Origin of the sequence: Lachnobacterium bovis DSM 14045, from assembly GCF_900107245.1 — a bacterium.
GTDB classification, from domain to species: domain Bacteria; phylum Bacillota; class Clostridia; order Lachnospirales; family Lachnospiraceae; genus Roseburia; species Roseburia bovis.
The window spans coordinates 1-21355 of the sequence record NZ_FNPG01000016.1 but is presented as its reverse complement, the minus strand read 5'-3'; the positions used below and the strand labels follow the sequence as shown (position 1 = coordinate 21355).

Sequence of the window (21355 nt, the reverse complement as noted above, 5' to 3'; positions counted from 1 at the left end):
ATGATAATATAAATATTAGATTTACATATCAATATGAATTTAAGCTATAAATAGCATTCAAGTATAAAAATAACTCAAGCTTTGCACTTACTAAAGTGCTGGGCTTGAGTTATTCTAATTTATAAAACTTTTTAAAATGGAAAGCACGGTCTGACAAGAGTTGCATGCAACTTAGGCGCTCATACTTTGTTTATCACCTGTTTGGATTGAAACCATCTGGCTAAACATTCCTTTACTTTTCATAAGTTCACTTGGTGTACCTTGTTCTGCAACTGTTCCATTTGCAAGAACTACTATTTTATTTGCCGCTGCAACTGTACGCATTCTATGTGCAATAACCATGACAGTCTTATCTTTTATCAATCTAGATAATGCACTCTGAACTTTAGTTTCATTTTCGACATCAAGTGATGCTGTAGCTTCATCTAACAATATAATTGGTGCATCCTTCAAAAATGCTCTAGCTATCGATATTCTTTGGCGTTCTCCACCCGATAATTCGCTTCCATTTTCGCCAATTATTGTGTTATATCCATTTGGAAGATTTTCAACGAATTCTTCACAATTCGCCAATCTGGCAGCTCTGTAAACTTCCTCATCTGTTGCATCTTTTTTTCCAACACGAATATTCTCTAGAACAGTATTATTAAACAATGTAACGTCCTGGAAGACTATTGAAAAGACGCTTAAGAGAGTTTCTGGCTCAACTTTGCTAACATCAACTCCACCTATTGTCACCTTACCCTGATCAACATCCCAAAATCTTGCTGCTAATCTTGATACTGTAGTTTTACCTCCACCGGATGGACCTACAAGTGCTGTAACTTCACCTTGTTTTGCTGTAAAGGAAACATCAGAAAGAACATCTTTGCCATCTTCATAAGAGAATCCAACATGATTAAATTTAATATCATATCCTTTTGGATTAAAATTACTAGTACCATTCTGCTCTCTTGTATTAAAAATTCTATTCATTCTATCAACACTAACCTGAAGTCCGTTTAAAGCAGCGAGGTTAACTAATGTTGCAATCATTGGTTCATACAATCTTGAAGCAACCAACAAAAAGCAAACAAATTGAATCATATTAAGCTCACCTTTGATTAACATGCTACTACCAACAAGAGCTACTGTAGCGATACCAAACTTCAAAAGAATTTGAGCACTTACAACAAATATTGCTGAACCTAATTCATTTCCAATTGCTTTTCTTTCTACGTCATCTATTTTTTTATCAAGTTCACTTAAATAATCTTTTTCTGCATTATTACTTTTTAAATCTCGTGAAGCTTCAATAAACTCCTGGATTCCTTCACTTAAATCAACTTTAGCATCTACGTGTTTTTTCACAAAATATTTCTGAACTTTTTTGGATGTAAAGACAATAACAATTGCAACAGGAATTGGCCATACAGCAGCAATAGCCATTTTCCACTGGTAGAAAAATAAACATATGCTAACCAAAACTGTACATATTATACTTCCATAAAACTGAGGTATCTGGTGAGAACTTGAATGTTCAAGCACCTCTGTATCAGCCAATATTGTGCTAGATAAATCTGCTAAATCTTTTCTTTCAAAAAAAGATAATGGTAATTTTCTTAATTTTTCAGCTAAAGAAATTCTTCTTTTTGATGATTCTTTATACGTTGACACATATGAAGAGTTATACTGCCAGTAATTTCCAAAAATCATAAATATCAAACATGCGATTATACCAACAACATAAACTCCGATACGATTTTGTAAACTAACACCATTAATATAATCATTTGTAAAAGTATAAATAAGTCCGACCGGTGCCATTAATCCAAACGCCTGAATAATAACTGCCAAAATTCCGACTAACATATCCTTTGCACCTTGTTCCGATAACGCATATTGTTTTTTTAATAATTTTATCATACAGCTTCACCAACCTTCCAATTCGTAGCACATTGATATTCTTTCCACATATTAGCATACAGGCCTTTTTTAGCTAATAACTCGTCATGTTTTCCGCTTTCAACTACTTTTCCATGATTAAATACATAGATTCTGTCAGCATTACATACCGTTGAAAGTCTATGTGCAATCATAATAACTGTACTTTTTTTGGTAAGTTCTGCAAATGCTTTTTGAACAAGCACCTCATTTTCTGGATCTGCAAAAGCTGTTGCTTCATCAAGTATAACTACAGGTGCATTCTTTAACATCGTTCTTGCTATAGCTATACGTTGTTGTTCTCCTCCTGAAAGATAAGTCCCTTCACTTCCTAAAATAGTATTAATACCATTTGGAAGTCTTTTGATTATTTCATCACACTGTGCTTTATGAAGCGCATCATATAATTCACTTTCTGTTGCATTTGGTTTTGCAATTCTTAGATTATCTGCAATTGATCTCTTTAGAAGCTTACTATTTTGGAATACATAAGAAACTGTATTCATAAGTTTGTCTTTTTCAATGTTTCTAACTTCTACTCCACCAATCTTGACACTACCTTCATCTGAATCAAAGAATCTTGAAATCAGCTCAGCCGCTGTCGTCTTACCACTTCCTGAAGGACCAACCAATGCTATCATCTCATCTTTATTTGCTTTTAAGCTCAAATGATTAAGTGCAGGTTTTGCACCTTCTTTATATTTAAATTTAACATTATCAAGTTCTACTGATGCGTCTCTTGGAATCTCTTTTATAGATGATTCAACTAATGGTTCAATCTTAAAAATAGAATTAATTCTTGCAAGAGTGTCATTTATTTTTAATGCGTTTTCAGATATAAACATGATTCGCTGCATTGAAGTCGTAATGACTGGCGAAACAATTACATAAAATAGAAAATCAATAAGGATTCCCATTTTCATGCCTTGTCTACTTGTTAAAAGCAAAACAAGACCTATCAAAAATGCAAACGTTGAATTAATAGCTGTTTCATAAAGAATCATTTGCCATCTGCATCTCATACTGTAATCAATACAGAATTTTCCATAATCATCAATGGATTTTTTGAATCTGTGAAAAGAAAAAACAGTCTGACCAAAAGTCTTTACAACAGGAATTCCACGCACATATTCAACTGATTCATTACTCATACTCTCAAGAGCATCCTGATATTTTCTCATAGATTCAGCCATACCAGATCCAAACATTCCACCCATTGCAATGAAACCTAAAAACAATGGTACAAGAGTAGCTATTCCAAAACGAAAGTCATAAGTAAAAAACATTATAATCAATACTATTGGAACTGTTATTGCTTGTACTATATCTGGCAAATTATGTGCAAGAAAGATTTCTGTGTTTCCTGTTTCATCAGAAACAATTCTTCTAATTTTTCCTGATCCAATTTCATCTGAAAATCCTATAGGTAACTTTGCGATATGATATAAAAGAGCTTTTTTCATATTTTTCGCCACACGAAATGCTGAAAGATGTGAACATGCAAGTGCACAAAAATAAATTGCCATATAGCCTATCGAAAAAGCAACTGCCATCCATCCATAGCTGACAATATGAGTTGCTTTAGAAAAATCAGGATATACGTTAATAACTTCTTTTATTATTTTTCCCAAATAAACAAATGGTATAACCACCACTATTCCGGCTATAATAGAAAACACTATTGAAAAATAAGTCAATATTTTATATTTTCCGGCATAACTCATAAGTTCCGAAAAAGCTGATTGCTTTTTTTCTTTTTCCATTTTTATCCTCTTTTCTTTATTAACCAAACATTTTAAAAAATTTTTATGTCTCTTCCTGCACATATTATATATTGTGGTCTGTGATGATATTATTTCATTGAATGCATCCAATGTCTTGTGGTCTACGAAATACTATTTCTCATTGAATGCATCCAATGTCTTGTATTCTATAAAATACTATTTCACGTTAAACGCATCCATACCTGGGTATACAGCTGCATCTCCTAACTGCTCTTCAATACGCAAAAGTTGATTGTATTTTGCAACACGTTCTGTACGTGATGGAGCACCTGTCTTAATCTGACAAGTATTTAATGCTACTGCCAAATCTGCAATTGTTGTATCTTCTGTTTCACCAGAACGATGAGATGAAATTGCTGTGTATCCTGCTTTGTGTGCCATTTTTATAGCTTCTAATGTTTCTGAAACTGAACCAATCTGATTTAATTTAATAAGAATAGAATTACCGCAACCGTTTTTAATTCCTTTTGAAAGACGTTGTGTATTTGTTACGAACAAATCATCACCTACAAGTTGAACTTTATCACCAAGTTCTGTTGTTAACTTCTTCCAACCTTCCCAATCTTCTTCATCAAGAGCATCCTCGATAGAAATGATTGGATATTTCTCTACTAATTTCTTCCAGTGCTCAATTAATTGTTCTGAAGTATAAATTGTTCCAGCTTTTGGAAGTTTATACTCACCTACTTTACCAGTTTTCCACTCAGAAGACGCTGCATCCATTGCGATTCTAAAATCAGCACCTGGCTCGTAACCTGCTTTTTTTACAGCCTCAAGAATTGTTTCAATAGCTTCTTCATCTGAAGAAAGTGCAGGTGCAAAACCGCCTTCATCACCTACTGATGTTGCAAGTCCTCTATCTTTAAGAATTGCTGCAAGTGCATGGAATACTTCTGCACACCATCTTAAAGCTTCTTTAAACGAACTTGCACCAACTGGCATAATCATGAATTCCTGAACATCTAATCCTGATGAAAGTGCATGGCAACCACCGTTTACAATATTCATCATTGGAACAGGAAGTCTGTTTCCGTTTATTCCACCAAGGAATCTATAAAGAGGGATATCAAGTGATGTTGCTGCTGCTCTACAACATGCAATTGATGTTGCTAAAATTGCATTTGCACCGAAGACCGATTTATCTTTAGTTCCATCTGCTTTAATCATAGCTGCATCAATCGCATAAATATCTGATGCATCCATACCACAAATTGCTTCTGCTATTGGACCATTAATATTTTCAACAGCTTTTGTAACGCCTTTTCCTAAATATCTGTCTTTATCTCCATCTCTTAATTCTAATGCTTCAAATTCACCTGTTGAAGCACCTGAAGGAGCCATACCTCTTCCAACAGTTCCATCAACTAATGTAACCTCACACTCAACTGTTGGATTTCCTCTTGAATCAAGAATCTCTCTACCTATAACTTTTTCAATTTCTAAATAGTTCATAACATACATCCTTTCGATTGATTATTTTGACCCTCCTCATTTTTTTCTAGCTAGGAAAAATGTAACAATGAAAAGGGTCTTAAATGATTTACACTAAAGTTAGTTATCTTTAACTATAAATAGAATATCATAACATCTTTTTTTATTCAAGAGGATTTTTTATTTTTTGTTAGATAGGTTTCTAATCAGCCTGAGGTATTCTAGCTTTTCCTTGTATACTATTGCACATTACAAAACCGTCGGATATATCTATTTTTTCAGATACTTTAACAGGGAATATTGTTAGGTAACCTTGACTACCTACAAGTACTCCTGCTCCAGATCCTTTGACAGCTCGTGAAAAGATATCCGTAGTTTTTAATTTAGTAGAATTAACAGAAACGATATATTTTACACCAACTGAAATAGATTTTTCCATTCTTCCTGCAACTATATCTAAATCACTTCCTGCAAATTCAGCAAAATCATCAAGGTCGTCAATGATTACGTAAATTGGATCAAATTCATCTATTGCCTCTTCGAAAGAATCTCCTTTATCTACTTTTTCCTGTATTATTTTACTTCTATCGTTTGTGATACGCTTGATTCTATCTGCAAAGTTTTCAAACTCTTCTGTATTTTTTATATATTTTGATTCCTTAAAAAATTGATATAAGTCTTTTTTCCTTGAGTCAAAAATATATAAATTTTCAGTATTTACTTTTCCAATTAGCTGCTTAATCAAAACTTTCAAGGCATTAGTTTTACCGCATGCACCATCTCCCATTACCATAAATGGATTATCTTTGTGCGTTATTTCAATTGGTTGAACATCTTCTTCTCTTAAACCGATGAAGAGACGGTTGTTCATATTAAGGCTGCGTGTTCCTTCTGATTCTTCTGGTATTGATGTTGCTTCTGTTTTTGTTACTTTTGGCATCTCTTCTTTTTGTTTAAGAATTGGATTAATATACTCTGAAATAAATTCATCATACATTAAGTCCTCTGGTAAAATTGGAATATGAGGTGCTTCGATGTTTGGATTTGCTTTTCGAATCTCATCAATTTTAATACGCAGTTTTTTACCGTAATCAACATCATCTGTAAAATCAACAGGAGTATACATCTGCATTACTTCTACTTTCTCGCCGATTTTAACCATAGCTCTACCCTTTATTTCTGGTAAAACATATTTACTTCTACCTATAAAAGCTTTTGCCTCATTTATATCAAAATTAAATCCTGCAATCTTATTTTTAAAGTTATTTAATGTTGCGTATCTGATAGCGTTTTCCCTGTTTGCAGCAATTATTGTATAAATACCTAAACCTACACCATCTCTTGTAAGTTTTGTGAAATAATCCTCCATCTCGAAACCCATTTCTTTTATAACATCATAATTATCAATTAAAATAACAATTGCTTTTAACTGCTTTTGTCCCTTTTCTCTTGCATTTTCATTGTAAACAACAAAATTTTGAACTACAGCCTTGGCCAATGCTTTTTTACGAATTTTCATTTCTTCAAGCATAAGTTCCCTAAACTTATTGAATTTTTCAGTTTCGTCAATCATTATGTGTTCTGCGACATGTGGTAATCTTTTTAATGCTATAAGTGAGTTGTTACCAAAATCAAGAATATACATATTTAGGTTTTCCACGCTGTTTTGTATAGCAAGCTGTAAAGCAACATTAGTAAGCATCACTGATTTTCCGTAGCCACTAGATGTTACATTTACGACATTTCCTTCTTTGGCTAAATCAAGCTTATATTCTTCTTGTGTTTGTTTTTCTGGAATATCGACCACACCGTAAGATATTTCTAAATTTGCGACATCTCGCTCTGTCAATTCTGACAGATCTTTTGTTGCTTCTTCCTCTTCCTTGGAAATACCTGCTGCTTCTGCTTCAAACTCACATATCAATGGATTTACAATCTTATCAGTTAGTGATGGCAACCATGGACGTCGAACAATAAGATTTGATTTTAATGTTTCCTTAGTCAAATCATCTATTGCAGCCATATCAATTTTTTCTCTCATATAATTCAACTGTGCTTCATACGTATCGTGGATACATTCAACAATTACTTCTAATTGTGTTTTATTTGCTCTTTGTTCTTCTATGCTACCACGAAGATCCTGATTTAATAACTGTCCCTGACCAAATTCATTAATTATATAAACTCTGTTATCTACACTAACTTCCTTATCAACCATCGGCATATACTTTGCTCCAGACCATGCCGATTGAAACATCTCATAAATTTCATTATTACCAACTTGCAAAATAGCACGACCTGTTTGTGTTATGTTTGCTGCATCAGCTGTATGAAGCACCTCATTACTGTCTGATTCATTTTGTACTTTAAGACAAAGTTTAAATTTACTGTTACTCCAAATTTGCTCATCAACTACGCCACTAGGTTTTTGGGTAGCAAGAATAAGATGAACTCCAAGGCTTCGGCCTACACGCGCCGTTGAAACAAGCTCTTTCATAAACTCCGGCTGTTCTTTTTTTAACTCCGCAAACTCATCACTTATAATAAATAAATGTGGAATTGGCTCTTTTGCCTTGCCCTGTTTAAATAAATCATTATAAGCATTAATATGATTTACTTCATGTTCTCTAAAAATACTCTCTCTTCGTTTTAATTCGCTTTTAATAGAATAGAGAGCTCTCATACTTTCACTACCATCAAGATTCGTAATTGTTCCCATAAGATGTGGAAGATTCTTAAATAAATTTGCCATTCCACCTCCCTTATAGTCAATCAATAAGAATCCAACCTCATAAGGATGAAAATTAATAGCTAATGATAAAATATATGATTGAACAATTTCAGACTTACCTGAACCTGTAGTACCTGCAACAAGGCCATGTGGACCATGCGCTTTTTCATGAAGATTTAGCTCTACAATATCATCTTCTCCACGAACACCGAGAGGAACTGATAAAGTTTTTGAGGAATTATTCTTTTCCCAACGATTTGCAATTCCTAGTTCTTCCGGCGTTTTTACTCCATACATATCAAGAAAAGTTATACTTTCAGGAATATTATTTGTAATTCCTTGTTCATGAACTAACACGCCAAGATTTCTTGCGAGCATTTCGTAATTTATATCTGTTGTTTCATATAATTGAATCTCACGATTTTTATACTCCTTCTCTTCAATAAGAAGAGTTGCATCATTTGAATTTTCAAGCAAGACAACTGTTCCTATATTTTCTGGTAAATTTGCCTGCTGATTGCTAGTATAAATTAAAGTAAATCCTAATTCTTTTCCCAAATCTCCACCCAAATATTCCATAATAGAATGATCCATAATTAAACTTGGCTCATCTATTATAAAAATATAATGAGGTAAAAATTTAGATTCTTTCTTACTTTCTTCTAGCTTTTGTTTTCGCTCTTTAAGGATTTGTTGCATGCTAGTCATAACCTGATCTCGCTGCCTTTCACCCTTAATCAGCCCTGTACTATTTATGCTGTGAATAGTAAAATGCTTAAACCAACGCATCCAACTAAAATCCTTGTCATAGCGTTCATCATAAATTGCAATAAACTCAACATCATGATAACTTTGTTCAAATGCTAATTGTGTCACATAATTTTTTAGCTGCTCATGGATTATACTTTTTTCACCCACAAGTCCTAGATGAGCATTTCTTATATTTATAATCTGTGGTTTATCCATTTTCGAAAACTTAAATTTCAACTTCTTTCCATCTTCAACAAACTCATCAGAATTCAGCGCTAATTCATCAATATTGTTTTCGATTTTAAACGTAGTATCTCCGTAATAATGTCCAATAGAAATAGTTAAAAAATCATCATCGATAGATGTTCTTTCATAAATTCTGTTACTATAATCATTAACCATTTCCTCGATTTTATCTAAAGTTGGATAATTATACTCGTATGCATCTTTTTCCTTTTGCCACTGAGCATAAATTTCTTTTCTCTTCTTTAGGAGATACTCTGCGAAAATCTTTTGTCTTGTCTTTTCAGTTTCCTTATTATCCTTCTTATCTTGAAAAAATCTGACGACCGAGAAAATAGATGTCATAACCGTTGCCATTCCTGAAACAATCATATAGATACCACGATTAATCATTATTCCCATTGCAATTGTTACTGCAAGCATTCCTAAAGGTGGAAGAATAATCTGTAATAAACTATTTCTGTTTTTATAGTTGTTAGGAAGCGGTGTGGTAACACGAATCGTTTCCTCTTTTATCCTTTTTACAATTCTTGGCGATCTCTTATAAATCGGAAACTGGGCTGTTCTATTCGAATTGATGTCAGTCTCTAATAAAGCTGATTTATAATTTTGCCCAAAAACTTTAATATAATCCTTTCCAATTACGAGCTTTATTTTAGACTCTGGCAAAAGAATAATACTTCCATTCTCTAACTTATACTCACCTGGCTTAATTCTAACCTGATCCAAGTAAATTTTTTGCTCACTGTCACAATGCTCACTATCACACTGCTCACTGTCACATTGCTCACTGTCACATTGCTCACTGTTACACTGCTCACTGTTACACTGCTCACTGTCACAATGCTCAACAAAAAGCTTACCTTCATCAAGCAAAATCTTATATCCACATTCAGGAATATAAATATCCGAGTTAAGGTTTCCACTTATAAAAACCTTCTCTTCTCTTGTATATGCTTTATATTCTTCTGTAAAAAAAAGTTGACCTTCTTCTATCTTTTCATCATCATTGACAGGATACTCTTCATATCTATTATTCTTGTCAACGTATATATATTTCATAAAAAATAATCCTCTCCAAAATTAATATGTTTTTAGTTTTATTTATTTAATTCATTCCTAGTCTATTTTAGTTCTAAAATATCTCCCGAGAAAATGTCTCCTTGCTTAAATGTAAGTTTTTTATTTACATATTCTTGATTACGAACAGAATAAACCATCATCTGATTTATATCATAAAAAAACAATTGATTTTCTTTTAAAACTTTTAAGACCTCGATGATTCTCTGATTTTTTTTAACCATGATGTCGAATTTTTTTTCTAAAATTTTAATTGTTAGGCGAAGCATCTTCTAAGACCTCCCCATTACCTTGATTTGCAACACTGTTGTCACCTGATGCATTATCCTGATTCGAAGAATTCTTCTTGTCTGAATCATTAGAATCTTTTTTATCATTTGCTTTATATTTTTCAGATATCTCTTTTATTTTTCCATCAAGATCTTTTAGTTTACTGCTCTTTTCATCTCCACTTAGTTTGGTATCATCCTCAACCTTGGCCTTTTCTTTTAAATAAGCATATAAAAGCAATTCCTCATCTGACATTTGCATTGCAAGGTCCTTTGCATCATTTATTTGCAAACGGCCAATCTGAATCCAATATTCTAAATATTTATTATTGCTATTTAAAGTTATATTCTTTTTAATATTCTTCTTTTGTTTAGAAGATAAATTTTCACTTTGTAAATACGCTAAGGCAAGAACGTATTTATGATTTTTATCAAGTTTATTAACTGACACTTTCTTAAGAGACTCAATTAATTTAACGTCATCATTTTGAATATATGCATTATCAGCCTTAATAATTGCATCTTTATATGGTTGTTCTACAAAATGAACTCTTCCTCCATAAATTCCTAAACCAAGCGTACAAATTGCAAGAACACAAGTCATAACTCTCATAACAGTATTCTTTGTTTTATTAACTGTAATCTTTGTTTTACTTTCATTATTAAGATATTCTGTTTTTAAATGATCTAAATATTCTTGAATTTCTTCAGGAGTTTTTAAAGAATAGATTTTTTCAGATATTGTATTCTTAGAAAATAAATCTTCTCCACCTTCGATATAATCTTTGAAACTATATTTTCCTATAAGGGCACAACAAACTACCGCCTTATATTCTCTTAAGAAATTTTCTTCAATCACTTCTTCTTTGATATCTGTAGTTTCTCTGACATCACGATTTTTTACTTTTAAAGTTCCGTCATTGTTAAAAAACAAATTAGCAGGCTCTAAATAAAATAAAAGTTTTTTATAATCATCTAATAAGTTACCCACTTTTATTAAAATATTTATAATAATATCATATTTTTCTGAACGAATCTTTTTCAAAGAAGTCAAACGAGTCAAATCAAACTTTTGAATTAAATCCTCATCATCTTCTTGGATAGTTACATCTACAAAATTACGATTTTTTACTGTAATTCGTGCATAATCGTAGATGGAATTTGCGTTCATTTTAGATTTTTTAATTTGTTCTGTTTCTATTTTTCGTTCCATTTTTCTTGTCCCATCTTATATAATTTTTCTTTCAATTTTCTTCTTCTCTTTTGGCAATAAACAATCATCAAATATAAAAAAACAATTATACATATTCCACTTATTGGTATAAAATAAGAAGTTTTTATTGATGTATTACTTTCTTCTTGTTTTGAATATAATTGATTTTCTGAAAGAAATAATTGCCCCACTTTAACATCTTCCTTATTTCCATGCATTTTGGCACAAAAAACTTTTTGGTTCAATTCTTTAATTGCCTTTCTATCGCCATTATTTTTTTGTCTCTTTGTTTTTTCAAACTGCTCAGAAAATAATGGCAGATTGTTCATATCAGTAAGAGAAGAATATTCCTTTACATTATGACTGTTCGGATTAGTAACTTCTAAATCTAAACCTGATTTTGAATTTACGTCTGTTTCTTCCAACTGCTTCTCCTCATGCTTTCTATGTTTATTTGTATATTTTTCAGTATAAATAAAACTATACCTTACTATGTGAATAGCACTATTTTTTCTATTCGAATAGGAACTAATTTATCTATAAAATTAGGGATTTTAGGCTAATATAACCCAGCATGGTCACTTCCACGCTGAGTTACATATTTAGAATATCTCTTCTTCCTGCTCTTTATGCATTGCTATTTTTACAACATATGTTACAAAGCCAATACATAACAGTACCAGAATGATATATAAAATATTTTTCATGTTAATGTAAGAATTTTTATCATTTACGGTGTCTCTTGTGATATTTGATATTATTCCGCTTCCTTTTGATAATGATTTTTTATCTTTTCTAAGTTTTGCCGGACTTGTGATAAACTTGTAAGTGTTTGTTGCTTCAAGTTCACCTAGTCTGGTGTATGGAAGCTTCTGTGTAATTCCCATCAAGATATCACTGTTTTCTTTGATTGAAGAATCCTTTACTCCTATTGCCCCGTTTAAAAGTGATTCAACATTGGCATTTGATGTATCATTTGCCTGATGAATTGATTCTTGCATCTTAAAAATATTATTCTGTGAATCCATTGTCAAATCAGATATATACTTTTGATTTGCAAGGAAGTTTTCTTCGTAAGTTTTCTGTATCTCCTGATTCTTGCTACGTGCTAAATCAAATGATGTTCCTAACTTCTCAGTATCTATATACGAACCTAAATTGAATTTATTAACATCTGCTACAAAACTTCGCAGTCCTTCATTCATTCCAATTTGTGTCTTAGAACTATCGCTTATGACTGTGTTTAATAGATTGTTCTTTATATTAGACTTTAAGCCTTCTCTGTCAAATTTTTCTATCACACCATTTGCATTTTGTTGTCCTGTGCTTTGATTCTTCGTTTGTTTTGTTAACAATTCGTCCGTACTTTTTAGGCAATCCCTTACTGTAGTTTTTGCACCATTAACATCAATACTATCATCAAAGTTCTGTGGTAAAGCATCACTTACTGCTTTTGTTACAGCATCTTTTGAAGCACTCTTATTAAGAAGCGCCGAATTGACACTTTCATTAATCTGTGCTGTAACACCTGCTTTGTTTACAACTGCAACATCTGGATTATTTCTTAGTTGATCTACAGCTGCAACTTTAGAAGCATTTTCTGGATTGGATTTGTAACTATTGTATTTTTCAATAAGCTCTTTATCTCCACTCTCAGTTATCATCTTCTCTAAATCTTTACTATAACTGTTTACATCATTTGTCAATGATGAATCATATGCATTTGTTTTAGCATCATCAACTAATAGATTTCCATCCTTGTAACTAATTGTTACCTTTCCACCTTCTTTTGATAAAGTATCAAAAACTACATCTGATGTATGTTTTCTTACATCCTCAAGATGTCCGTTATAGTTACTTACTATATCAGCATACTGGTTGTTACAGGCTGCAATATTAGCATTTGCTTTAATTAAGTTACTATAATAACTTTTTTCAAATTTCTCTAAGTTAGCATTATACTCATCAACCTGCTTCAATACTGTTTCAAGCTGTGCATCATAATTGACAGGCTTATTATTTTGGTGTTCTGGAACTGGTGGCAAAAAAGGATTTGGTGCTACGTTTGAAGACGCCGGTATCGGATTTCCTTTAGGTTCACCTGTCCATTTGTTTACTAATTCATTTCCACTTTCTTTAAGTTTATCTAAATCTTTTTGACCTAAACTTATGTAGTATGTATAATTAGTATTTATGTCATCAATTGCTGTATCACAACTCTTTGTATCAATCTGAGGCATTGGATTCATTGCACTCTCTGGTAAATCTGGAGTCTGTACCAATGTTGTTAAATCAGTTGGGGTTATAGCAAGTAATGCCTGTTTATCTTTTTGATCATTACCCATTACCACACTTGCGCCATCTTGAGTATTATGAAATTCATTTAAAATGCTACTTATGTACATATAACTCATACCTGCATTTAACTTCTTCTCAAAATTGATGACATCATAAACCACATCAACCTGTGAGGTTTTAGTTATCTTTGAACTTATTTTATACTGTAAATCAACTGGCTTCGGTGTTGAATTTATACTTACAACTGATTGTGAAAATGTAGATGGTATTATGATATACGCACCATAGTTTCCATTTTTCACTCCGTCCTTGGCCATTTCAAGACTCACTGACTCGAAATTCTTTGGCATTCCACTAATTAGTTTATCTGCGTAATTGATTGTTTTGCCGCCTTGAACTACTGCTTCATCTGCATTAACTAAGGCTATCTTTTTGGTGTTAAATCCTTTTTCTTTTATCTCTTTTGTGATAGTTACAGGACTTTTTAGTGCTCTAGCTTTTTGATTTATGTTAAATCCCTGTGCTCCAAAAAGATATCCTATAGTTCCGCAGAAAAGTGCAACACATACACCTATAATGCATGATAATATTTTATCTCTTCTCATCCCTAATTCTCCTATTTTTAATCTGTTTTGCCCTTCAAACCTTCACCTCCTAGGGCATGGGATGGAAGAATTATTTAAAATCAAATGCACTATATTAAGTTTGGATAAGAGTTTCCTTTAGTTTTGTTTGTCATCCGCTAGATGAGCTTCATTATAAGCTTTCATCTTTTGGCAATAATCAGCTACTCCTGTTATCTCGCCAACCTTGTCATCCTTTACACCTGCAAAGCTTAATGGCTTTCCCTCTGGTGTAAATAGTTGCAAGACCTGATCATCATTCTCTAAGTCATGATCAAACAAAGTGATTTTCTTTCCTTTTACACCAACATATTTCTTAAGTTCAGGATATTTTTTGAATAAGTTGGTCATGTTTGGGGTTAAACCTGATGAATAAAATTCTATTTTGGATTTACAAAATGGATTGCTGTAATCTGTTCCGACGCTCAGATTCACCCCATTTGCAGTGCTTATTTTATCCATGATTGAAGCATTCTTATAATAATCTTCGCTATAATCTTCACTTACTATACCATCTCTATATTTCCAAATATTAGGATATTTTTTCATATTTTCATACGGATTATTTCTAGCAGCAATCTTATTATAAATAAAATTGTATTTGACATCATTTGGATTTAATTTGCTATTGTTTGTGCCAACTTTTTGAAATACATTTCTCATATTTTCTGCATAATAGAAAAGAGTCTTTATTATATCCCTTTGGTCTAAAGATATATACAATCCTCCATACGTAACTTGCGTATAAAATTTATTTTCTATCCAACTATTTGCTTTTGCAGTATCATAACTATACCCATGCATACTTGGTATATTATCTTCAACTGTACTGTCTTTAAAAAAATAAGCTGGATAATATAATCCTACTTTAGTCGAATTAACCTTTCCTGCTGTAATATATGGTTTCCCATTTGCACTATACACAACAACATTTTCTTTAATATCATCATCTGTCCAAAAGCAGTCTCCACAATACTTGTTTAATAATGATTTTAAATCTATTTTTTGGGTAATTTTCTTTTTATCTAAATTAAAAATATCATATTCATATTTTTTTATTATTTTACTTCTTTGAGAAGCGAATGATTCTGGATATTTTAAAACATATTTTCCTTGTGTTTCATAAGAATAACTGCCAATCTCATTTTTTGAAATCAAATCGAAGCTTCTGTCTTTTTTGTCATCTATAAGTATATAATTTCCATCTTTTGTTTTTTTTACATTAACCTTATTAAAATCACAAGATAAAACCTTATGATTTTTTACTGTACTTTTTTTAACTTCATCTTTGTATTCAAAATATGCAAATAATTTATAACTATTAGCACAAATCAAATAAGTTATCATGAAAATAACAACAGTAAAAACTAATAAAATAATATTTTTCTTTAAAAATCTGGTTAATTTTTTTTTCATTTCTTGCTTGTCTCCTTTACTTTTTTGAAATCAAAATTTACAAATAATCCAGGTTCCTTAACCTCATAGTTTTCAGTATTGTCATCCGGATTATGTACTTTTATATAAGTTATATAAGAGACATCATATGCATCTATTGATATTCCATTTTCAGATACATAGCATTGATATAAGTTTTTATTATTTATCACTTCATCAACTGAAGCAATATAACCTTCTCCCACTTTTTTATTGAATTTTTTTTTATAGATATTATACTTTGTAAAATAAATATTTTTTTTAAATTTACAAGCCGGTACAAAATCACATTGGTATCTGCCTGAAACCTTTTTTGCAACTTCACCTTTTTGAATTCTATTTTCAAAAGCTTCAGTAAGTGATTCATTATCTTTCTTTTTACTTATAACATTGTCCTTTTCTGCCAATGACAATTGCTTATCAATTGCAATCAATTTTTTCTCACCTTTATTATATACTTTATAATACGAATCTATGACGCATGCAGCGATAACTAGCTCAACTGATATTACGCATACGTATTTTAGTATTGTATATTTTGAAATTTTCATTTTTTATCCTTCCTTTACTAATACTTTAGCTCACTTTCCGCATATGACTCTGTCAGATCTATTCCCGTATCCACGTTTATATAATTTTTTGTATAAGGATTTTTTCTTATATATTCTTCAAAACGTTTAGAATCATCTATAAACCTTCTTTTTGCTGATGTACTATGACATTCTATGCTCTTACCCATAAAAAAATCATACAAATTTTGCTCTTTAAGCTCCTTAATAAACATTTCTCGTTCTTTTTTAGGATCACATTTTAATTTCTGCTTTGTTCCATCTATTTCTTTGCTGTCTCTATATTCTATATTCAGTAATGATTCAAGTCCTCCTTTCTTCCATTTATCTAACGTAATTCTTGATATTGGACTAAATCCTGGTTCCGTATAATAAGAATAAACCACTTTAGACTTAACATGCTTTCCAGCTTCATCTGTCCCGTTTTCATAATAACAATATGAACTAAATCTTTTTGCATATTCTTTATCAACAGACTCATCATAGTCTTTTTCCATTTTAATATAATCTTTATTAAGTTGATTAGCTTGTGCTAAAGCTGTTCCCGCATTCAAAATAGAATGCACACCAGTTTGACCGTATTCTGGCACTTTATCTTGTCCTGATATGCAATTATAATTAGTTGAAGCTATCTGATCGACACTATATAAAGTATCATACAATATTCCCGCTCCAGGAATTATTTGTAGACCAGAAAATGTAACTGTCTTTACCAATTGTGCTTTATGTTGTTTTATTCTTTTATTATCTTCCTCTTGAATATCTGAAATTTTTTTGTAACTGTCTGTTCCCGACATTTTTTGAAATTGTGCAACATTTAAGCATAAAACTGTCTTATATTCCTTTTCATATAATTTATCTTTCAAATTATACTTACGTATCTCAAATCCCTCAGTATAGTTTTTAGAATCCTTTACTGGCTTATCGAGTATTACCATTCCATTCTTTGAATTCAAATCCTTCACAGCTGCTACTGCTGAAACTGTTTCCATTATTTCTTGATATGAAGAATACATACTCTGGGCATTTTTCATATTTTCATTTTTATATTTATTCTTGGGATCATGTGCAGCATTATAGCAATTAACTGTTTGATTACTATACATTTTTGCCTGAGCTAATTCTCCACTTAAAATCACATTATCCCACTGAGACCTATAGCTTCCAAATGCCTTATTATTTTCTTCTAATATTTTAGCCGCAGTTTTATAGCTTTTATCTTTTATTGATTGTTCATAACTTTCTAGTGCGAAATCTCTTCTTGCAACCTCATCCATATACGGACTAGTCCTTCCATCTGGGTTTTTTTTTGCACTATATTCTTCTCCTGGACTTAAAGCATATATACTAGTGTTCTTTACATTCTGTAATTCACAAAATGCTTTTTTATCTTTATGATACAGTACATTAATATATGTTGCTAAGAATGCCTTTGTGTTACCATCAACTATATCCGGATCTTCTAAAAATAGTTTTTTTAAAGATTCTTTATCTCCCTTTATTATATATAAAATTTTTTTACTAGTATTAGGATTTTGATATAAAAAGTAAATATCTCGCATACTTAATCCATATTCTTTTAATTTTTGGATTCTGTTCTTTGATATTCCTAACTTTTCAATATTTGATTCATATGCAATTGATAACGTTGCTTTTACCTTCTCATCTTCTGCTAGTTCATTTCTAAATGACGAAACCTGCTTTGGAGAATATTGTCCATTTGTAAATGACCCCATTATTTCGTCTAACAATCCATTAGCTTTATCTCTATATGTTTTTCCTTGCGTGAAAAAATTAGATGTGTTTTTTTCAATATCTTGATATTCTTGTATGTAATGGTTACATATATTTACTATTTCATTATAATTTTTTATATTATAACCATAATTTCTTATATCATTTCTTAATTGTGTACTTCTTTGTGCTGCAGCCTCACTATTATCATTAGCACAGCTATTTAAATTTTTCTGAGTATTCTCAAGACGGCTTTTATTTGTCTCTATTGTTGTTTCAGCAGTAGCTACTTGATTTTGTAAATTTCCTACATCAATCTTGTTAATATCTACATTGTTTATAGTCTTTTTTAACATTTGGCAATCATTTAAATCAAAATTTACTGCTGTTCCCATTGCACCAATTACTAATATATAATCTGACATTACTGCTTTTAAATTGTCAAAGCTTTTGCTCTCTATTGTTTTATCTGTTGTAAAACTATCTATATCTTTTTCTTTTGCTTTAATAGTACTCCATACTTCTTGGTATCTATCTATTGCACTACCGCATTCTTTTACTAACATATCTCGATCCAGCATTCCGTTTTGTGCCATTATCATAACCTCCTACTTCTATTTTGTATTTTCTTTCTTCATTGCTTTATCATGTTCTATATGTGCCTGTAATAGTTTCGTAATGTTATCTGCATCTGCTGTGATGGCTTTTTTTAATTTTTCATTCAAATTTTCCATCTCTTGATATGAAGTCTGCAAGTTATGATTAGCTGTTAACGTAGTTACATTATCTACTGGAGATAAATCTTTTTTTGCTAGTTTATCACAGCTTTGCTTTATTTTCTTGGCACAGTCCTTTATAAAGTTTTCATTTATATTATATTTGCCTGACATTTCTTTATTCTCCTATTTATATAGCTGATAGTCTTGTTCTAATATCTTTTTCTTCCTCTTCAAGTTTTTCTCTATCACTATAAATCAATCTTTTATAGTTTGACAAATACTCATCTCTTTGTTTTTGCATATTTAAAATATTATTCCTGATATTTTCCACGCATTGAGATATCTTCGGTTCCTTTAAATTACATGTTTCTTCTGCAATTTTATTTATTTCTCTTAAACCTTCAAAATATTCTTCAGAATACCTTTCATTTTCTTTCTCTATCTCATAAAGATTTTTTTCTAAGTCTTCACGCATCCTTTGATTTTTCCTAAGTTCTGACACAAGCCTATCTTCTTTTTTTCTACGCTCTTCCTTCTTCAAAAAATCTTTATCATATTTACTTGCTTCCATTCGTGTCTCCTTATTACCTTAACAAGCTTCTTTACAAAAAATCCCTATGCCACACATACTAACTGCACCTTGTCATTCCTTTATGTTGCAGTTTTCTGCGAGCATAGGGATTTTTCTTAATCTTTTTTACCTGATTTAATCAAGTTATCAGACTAGCTTATAAAATCCTACTCAGACTATTTATCTGTTAAATAATTATATTTCACATAATCATATATTTATCTGGTTTTACATTTTCTCTTTTATACTATTACTTCTTTGCTAATCCAATCGCTTGTTCTGATTCTTTGGTATTTAAAATCTAGTTACGATTCTTTGAACCAATTGTTGTATCAAATTCTTGATATGCTTCTGCATTTTTTATAACTCCATCTCCGATGTCTGTTATTAACTGTCTCATTGCTTCGAAGCTTGGAGCCATTTCTCTTACTCTCTGCTGGAATCCTTCATATCCTTGTCCTTGCCAAATTCCTGGTAACTGTTCATTTACTACTTGATTTAAAAAGTTCTGTAAATTAGTTACTTCTTCTGATTTTGCCTTGATATTTGTTCCAAATCCCTTAACTTCTTCGAAGTCCATTTTTAATGCCATATTAACATCCTCCTATTGTGCTACTTAATATTTAAGTTAATTCTTCATGCTTACGTAAACACAATCGCAAAAGTAAATCAAACTAAACTCTTTTCTCTTTAAAAAAGCGATTTTCATATTTTTTCAACATAATCTCTTACTTTTACTCAAATATCTTTTAATGCTCTTTTTATTTTTCTTATAGCATTAACTATTCCAAACAATGATATTTGAGTTATGTTAAAAATATAAAGTAATCTTTGCTAATGCGACCAAGTCGATCAACACTATTATTATAGCACTCAGTTACCCAAAAAAAAGCGTTTTAGGAAACTTTTTTGTTTTTATTTTTTTAGTTTCATTTTTTTGCTAATTTTATTGAGTTTTTCGTTGTTTTTATTTTTTTAGTTTTCTGTTTTTTTCGTAGCTGTTTGGTTTAGTTTCTTTTGTGTTTATTGTTTTGTCCTTCAAACCTTCACCTCCTAGGGCATGGGATAGAAGACTTATTTAAAATCAAATGCACTATATTAAGTTTGGATAACTATAACCGACACCGACTGTACAAAGTTAGACCAAAAATCTAACGATTGGAGGTCGGTATTTTTATGGCTAAGTACAGTTACGAGTTTAAGAAAAAAATTGTTGATGCCTATTTAAGAGGTGAAGGAGGCTACAAGTATCTTTCATCCGTCTATGGTCCACATAAAGAAAATATACAAAAATGGGTCAATAACTACCAGTCCTTTGGTGATGAAGGCTTAATGCGTTCTCGTCAACAAGCAAAGTATTCTTTCGAAAAGAAACTTTCTGTGGTAGAATTTTATCTATCAAATGAGGTTTCATATCAGGAGTTGGCCATTCAAGAAGGTATAAGCAATCCTAGTATGATTGCTGCATGGGTTAATCGCTTTAGCATTTCTGGTCCTGATGCGCTGAGACCGCATAAGAAAGGTAGGAAGAAAGCATTGGATAAACATCAGAAAAATATAAATGTTCAACCTTGTGAAGAAACAGTTGTTGACACAAGTATTGAACATGTAAAAGAATTAGAAGATGAATTGCTTAAGTTAAGAATAGAGAATGCATTTTTAAAAGAACTGAAATTGTCAATAACAGTTTACACTTTTTTCTCAAGGATGTTTGAACTATGCTGCTTCATGTAACGATAAATAATATTGTTGTCGTTTAACTATCGGAGGTAATCCGCCATTGGCAGAACATATTCTCCGGTTATTCCAATAGCTGATAAAGTATCTCCAGATAAGTGTTTTTAATTCTTCAATCGTCATGATAGTGGTATCGTAACGTCCATAAAGCAGTTCTTCTTTAAATCTCGCCCACATGCTTTCACATCTGGCATTATCGTGACATCTGCCACCGGCACTGTTCATGCTCTGGACAATACCATATTT

General features: G+C 31.4%; 16 protein-coding genes. 1 reads left to right on the top strand and 15 read right to left on the bottom strand.

The annotated features are described in order from the left end of the window. Positions 1–171: 171 nt before the first annotated feature. The 14 genes from BLV79_RS07120 to BLV79_RS07055 all read right to left on the bottom strand — a co-directional run bounded on the left by BLV79_RS07120 (position 172) and on the right by BLV79_RS07055 (position 19964). The gene (locus BLV79_RS07120) at positions 172–1905 is read right to left on the bottom strand and encodes an ABC transporter ATP-binding protein (protein WP_074717521.1); all 1734 of its coding nucleotides are present in this window, start codon (positions 1903–1905) and stop codon (positions 172–174) included. Then, a complete protein-coding gene (locus BLV79_RS07115; RefSeq protein ID WP_074717519.1) occupies positions 1902–3686 on the bottom strand; it encodes an ABC transporter ATP-binding protein in 1785 nt (594 codons plus the stop codon). The genes BLV79_RS07120 and BLV79_RS07115 overlap by 4 nt, the downstream gene beginning before the upstream one ends. A gap of 177 nt (positions 3687–3863) precedes the next feature. Further along, positions 3864–5159: a phosphopyruvate hydratase gene (gene eno, locus BLV79_RS07110; RefSeq protein ID WP_074717596.1), complete on the bottom strand. Its 1296-nt coding sequence runs from the start codon at positions 5157–5159 to the stop codon at positions 3864–3866. A 181-nt stretch (positions 5160–5340) separates the two neighbouring features. Continuing rightward, positions 5341–9924, bottom strand: coding sequence for a type VII secretion protein EssC (gene essC, locus BLV79_RS07105; protein WP_074717517.1), 4584 nt, complete (start codon positions 9922–9924; stop codon positions 5341–5343). Between the two features lie 62 nt (positions 9925–9986). Further along, on the bottom strand, positions 9987–10211 hold the full coding sequence (locus BLV79_RS07100) for a hypothetical protein (protein ID WP_022747760.1): 225 nt from the start codon (positions 10209–10211) through the stop codon (positions 9987–9989). Then, positions 10192–11424 carry a type VII secretion protein EssB/YukC gene (locus BLV79_RS07095; protein ID WP_074717515.1) on the bottom strand — a complete coding sequence of 411 codons (1233 nt, stop codon included), beginning with the start codon at positions 11422–11424 and terminating at the stop codon, positions 10192–10194. The genes BLV79_RS07100 and BLV79_RS07095 overlap by 20 nt, the downstream gene beginning before the upstream one ends. Beyond that, positions 11409–11849 carry a type VII secretion protein EssA gene (essA, locus tag BLV79_RS07090; RefSeq protein ID WP_029067495.1) on the bottom strand — a complete coding sequence of 147 codons (441 nt, stop codon included), beginning with the start codon at positions 11847–11849 and terminating at the stop codon, positions 11409–11411. The genes BLV79_RS07095 and essA overlap by 16 nt, the downstream gene beginning before the upstream one ends. A 177-nt stretch (positions 11850–12026) precedes the next feature. After that, positions 12027–14327: a YhgE/Pip domain-containing protein gene (locus BLV79_RS07085; protein WP_074717513.1), complete on the bottom strand. Its 2301-nt coding sequence runs from the start codon at positions 14325–14327 to the stop codon at positions 12027–12029. Between the two features lie 117 nt (positions 14328–14444). Then, complete coding sequence (locus tag BLV79_RS07080; protein WP_074717511.1) at positions 14445–15761, bottom strand: hypothetical protein; 1317 nt, start codon at positions 15759–15761, stop codon at positions 14445–14447. Continuing rightward, positions 15758–16330 (bottom strand): hypothetical protein, encoded by a 573-nt coding sequence (locus BLV79_RS07075; protein WP_074717509.1) that lies wholly within the window; start codon positions 16328–16330, stop codon positions 15758–15760. Before BLV79_RS07075 ends, BLV79_RS07080 begins: the two co-directional genes overlap by 4 nt. A 17-nt stretch (positions 16331–16347) precedes the next feature. Further along, on the bottom strand, positions 16348–18678 hold the full coding sequence (locus BLV79_RS07070; protein ID WP_074717507.1) for a hypothetical protein: 2331 nt from the start codon (positions 18676–18678) through the stop codon (positions 16348–16350). A gap of 18 nt (positions 18679–18696) precedes the next feature. Further along, the gene (locus BLV79_RS07065; RefSeq protein ID WP_074717505.1) at positions 18697–18972 is read right to left on the bottom strand and encodes a TIGR04197 family type VII secretion effector; all 276 of its coding nucleotides are present in this window, start codon (positions 18970–18972) and stop codon (positions 18697–18699) included. Positions 18973–18988: 16 nt separating this feature from the next. Then, positions 18989–19372 (bottom strand): hypothetical protein, encoded by a 384-nt coding sequence (locus tag BLV79_RS07060; protein WP_074717503.1) that lies wholly within the window; start codon positions 19370–19372, stop codon positions 18989–18991. A 301-nt stretch (positions 19373–19673) separates the two neighbouring features. Beyond that, complete coding sequence (locus BLV79_RS07055) at positions 19674–19964, bottom strand: WXG100 family type VII secretion target (RefSeq protein WP_074717501.1); 291 nt, start codon at positions 19962–19964, stop codon at positions 19674–19676. Between the two features lie 584 nt (positions 19965–20548). Here BLV79_RS07055 and BLV79_RS07050 point away from each other — a divergent pair. Further along, on the top strand, positions 20549–21106 hold the full coding sequence (locus BLV79_RS07050) for a helix-turn-helix domain-containing protein (protein ID WP_074717499.1): 558 nt from the start codon (positions 20549–20551) through the stop codon (positions 21104–21106). Here BLV79_RS07050 and BLV79_RS07045 read toward each other — a convergent pair. Next, on the bottom strand, positions 21089–21355 hold a 267-nt coding region (locus BLV79_RS07045; RefSeq protein ID WP_143470229.1), incomplete at its 5' end, for an integrase core domain-containing protein. The genes BLV79_RS07050 and BLV79_RS07045 overlap by 18 nt on opposite strands.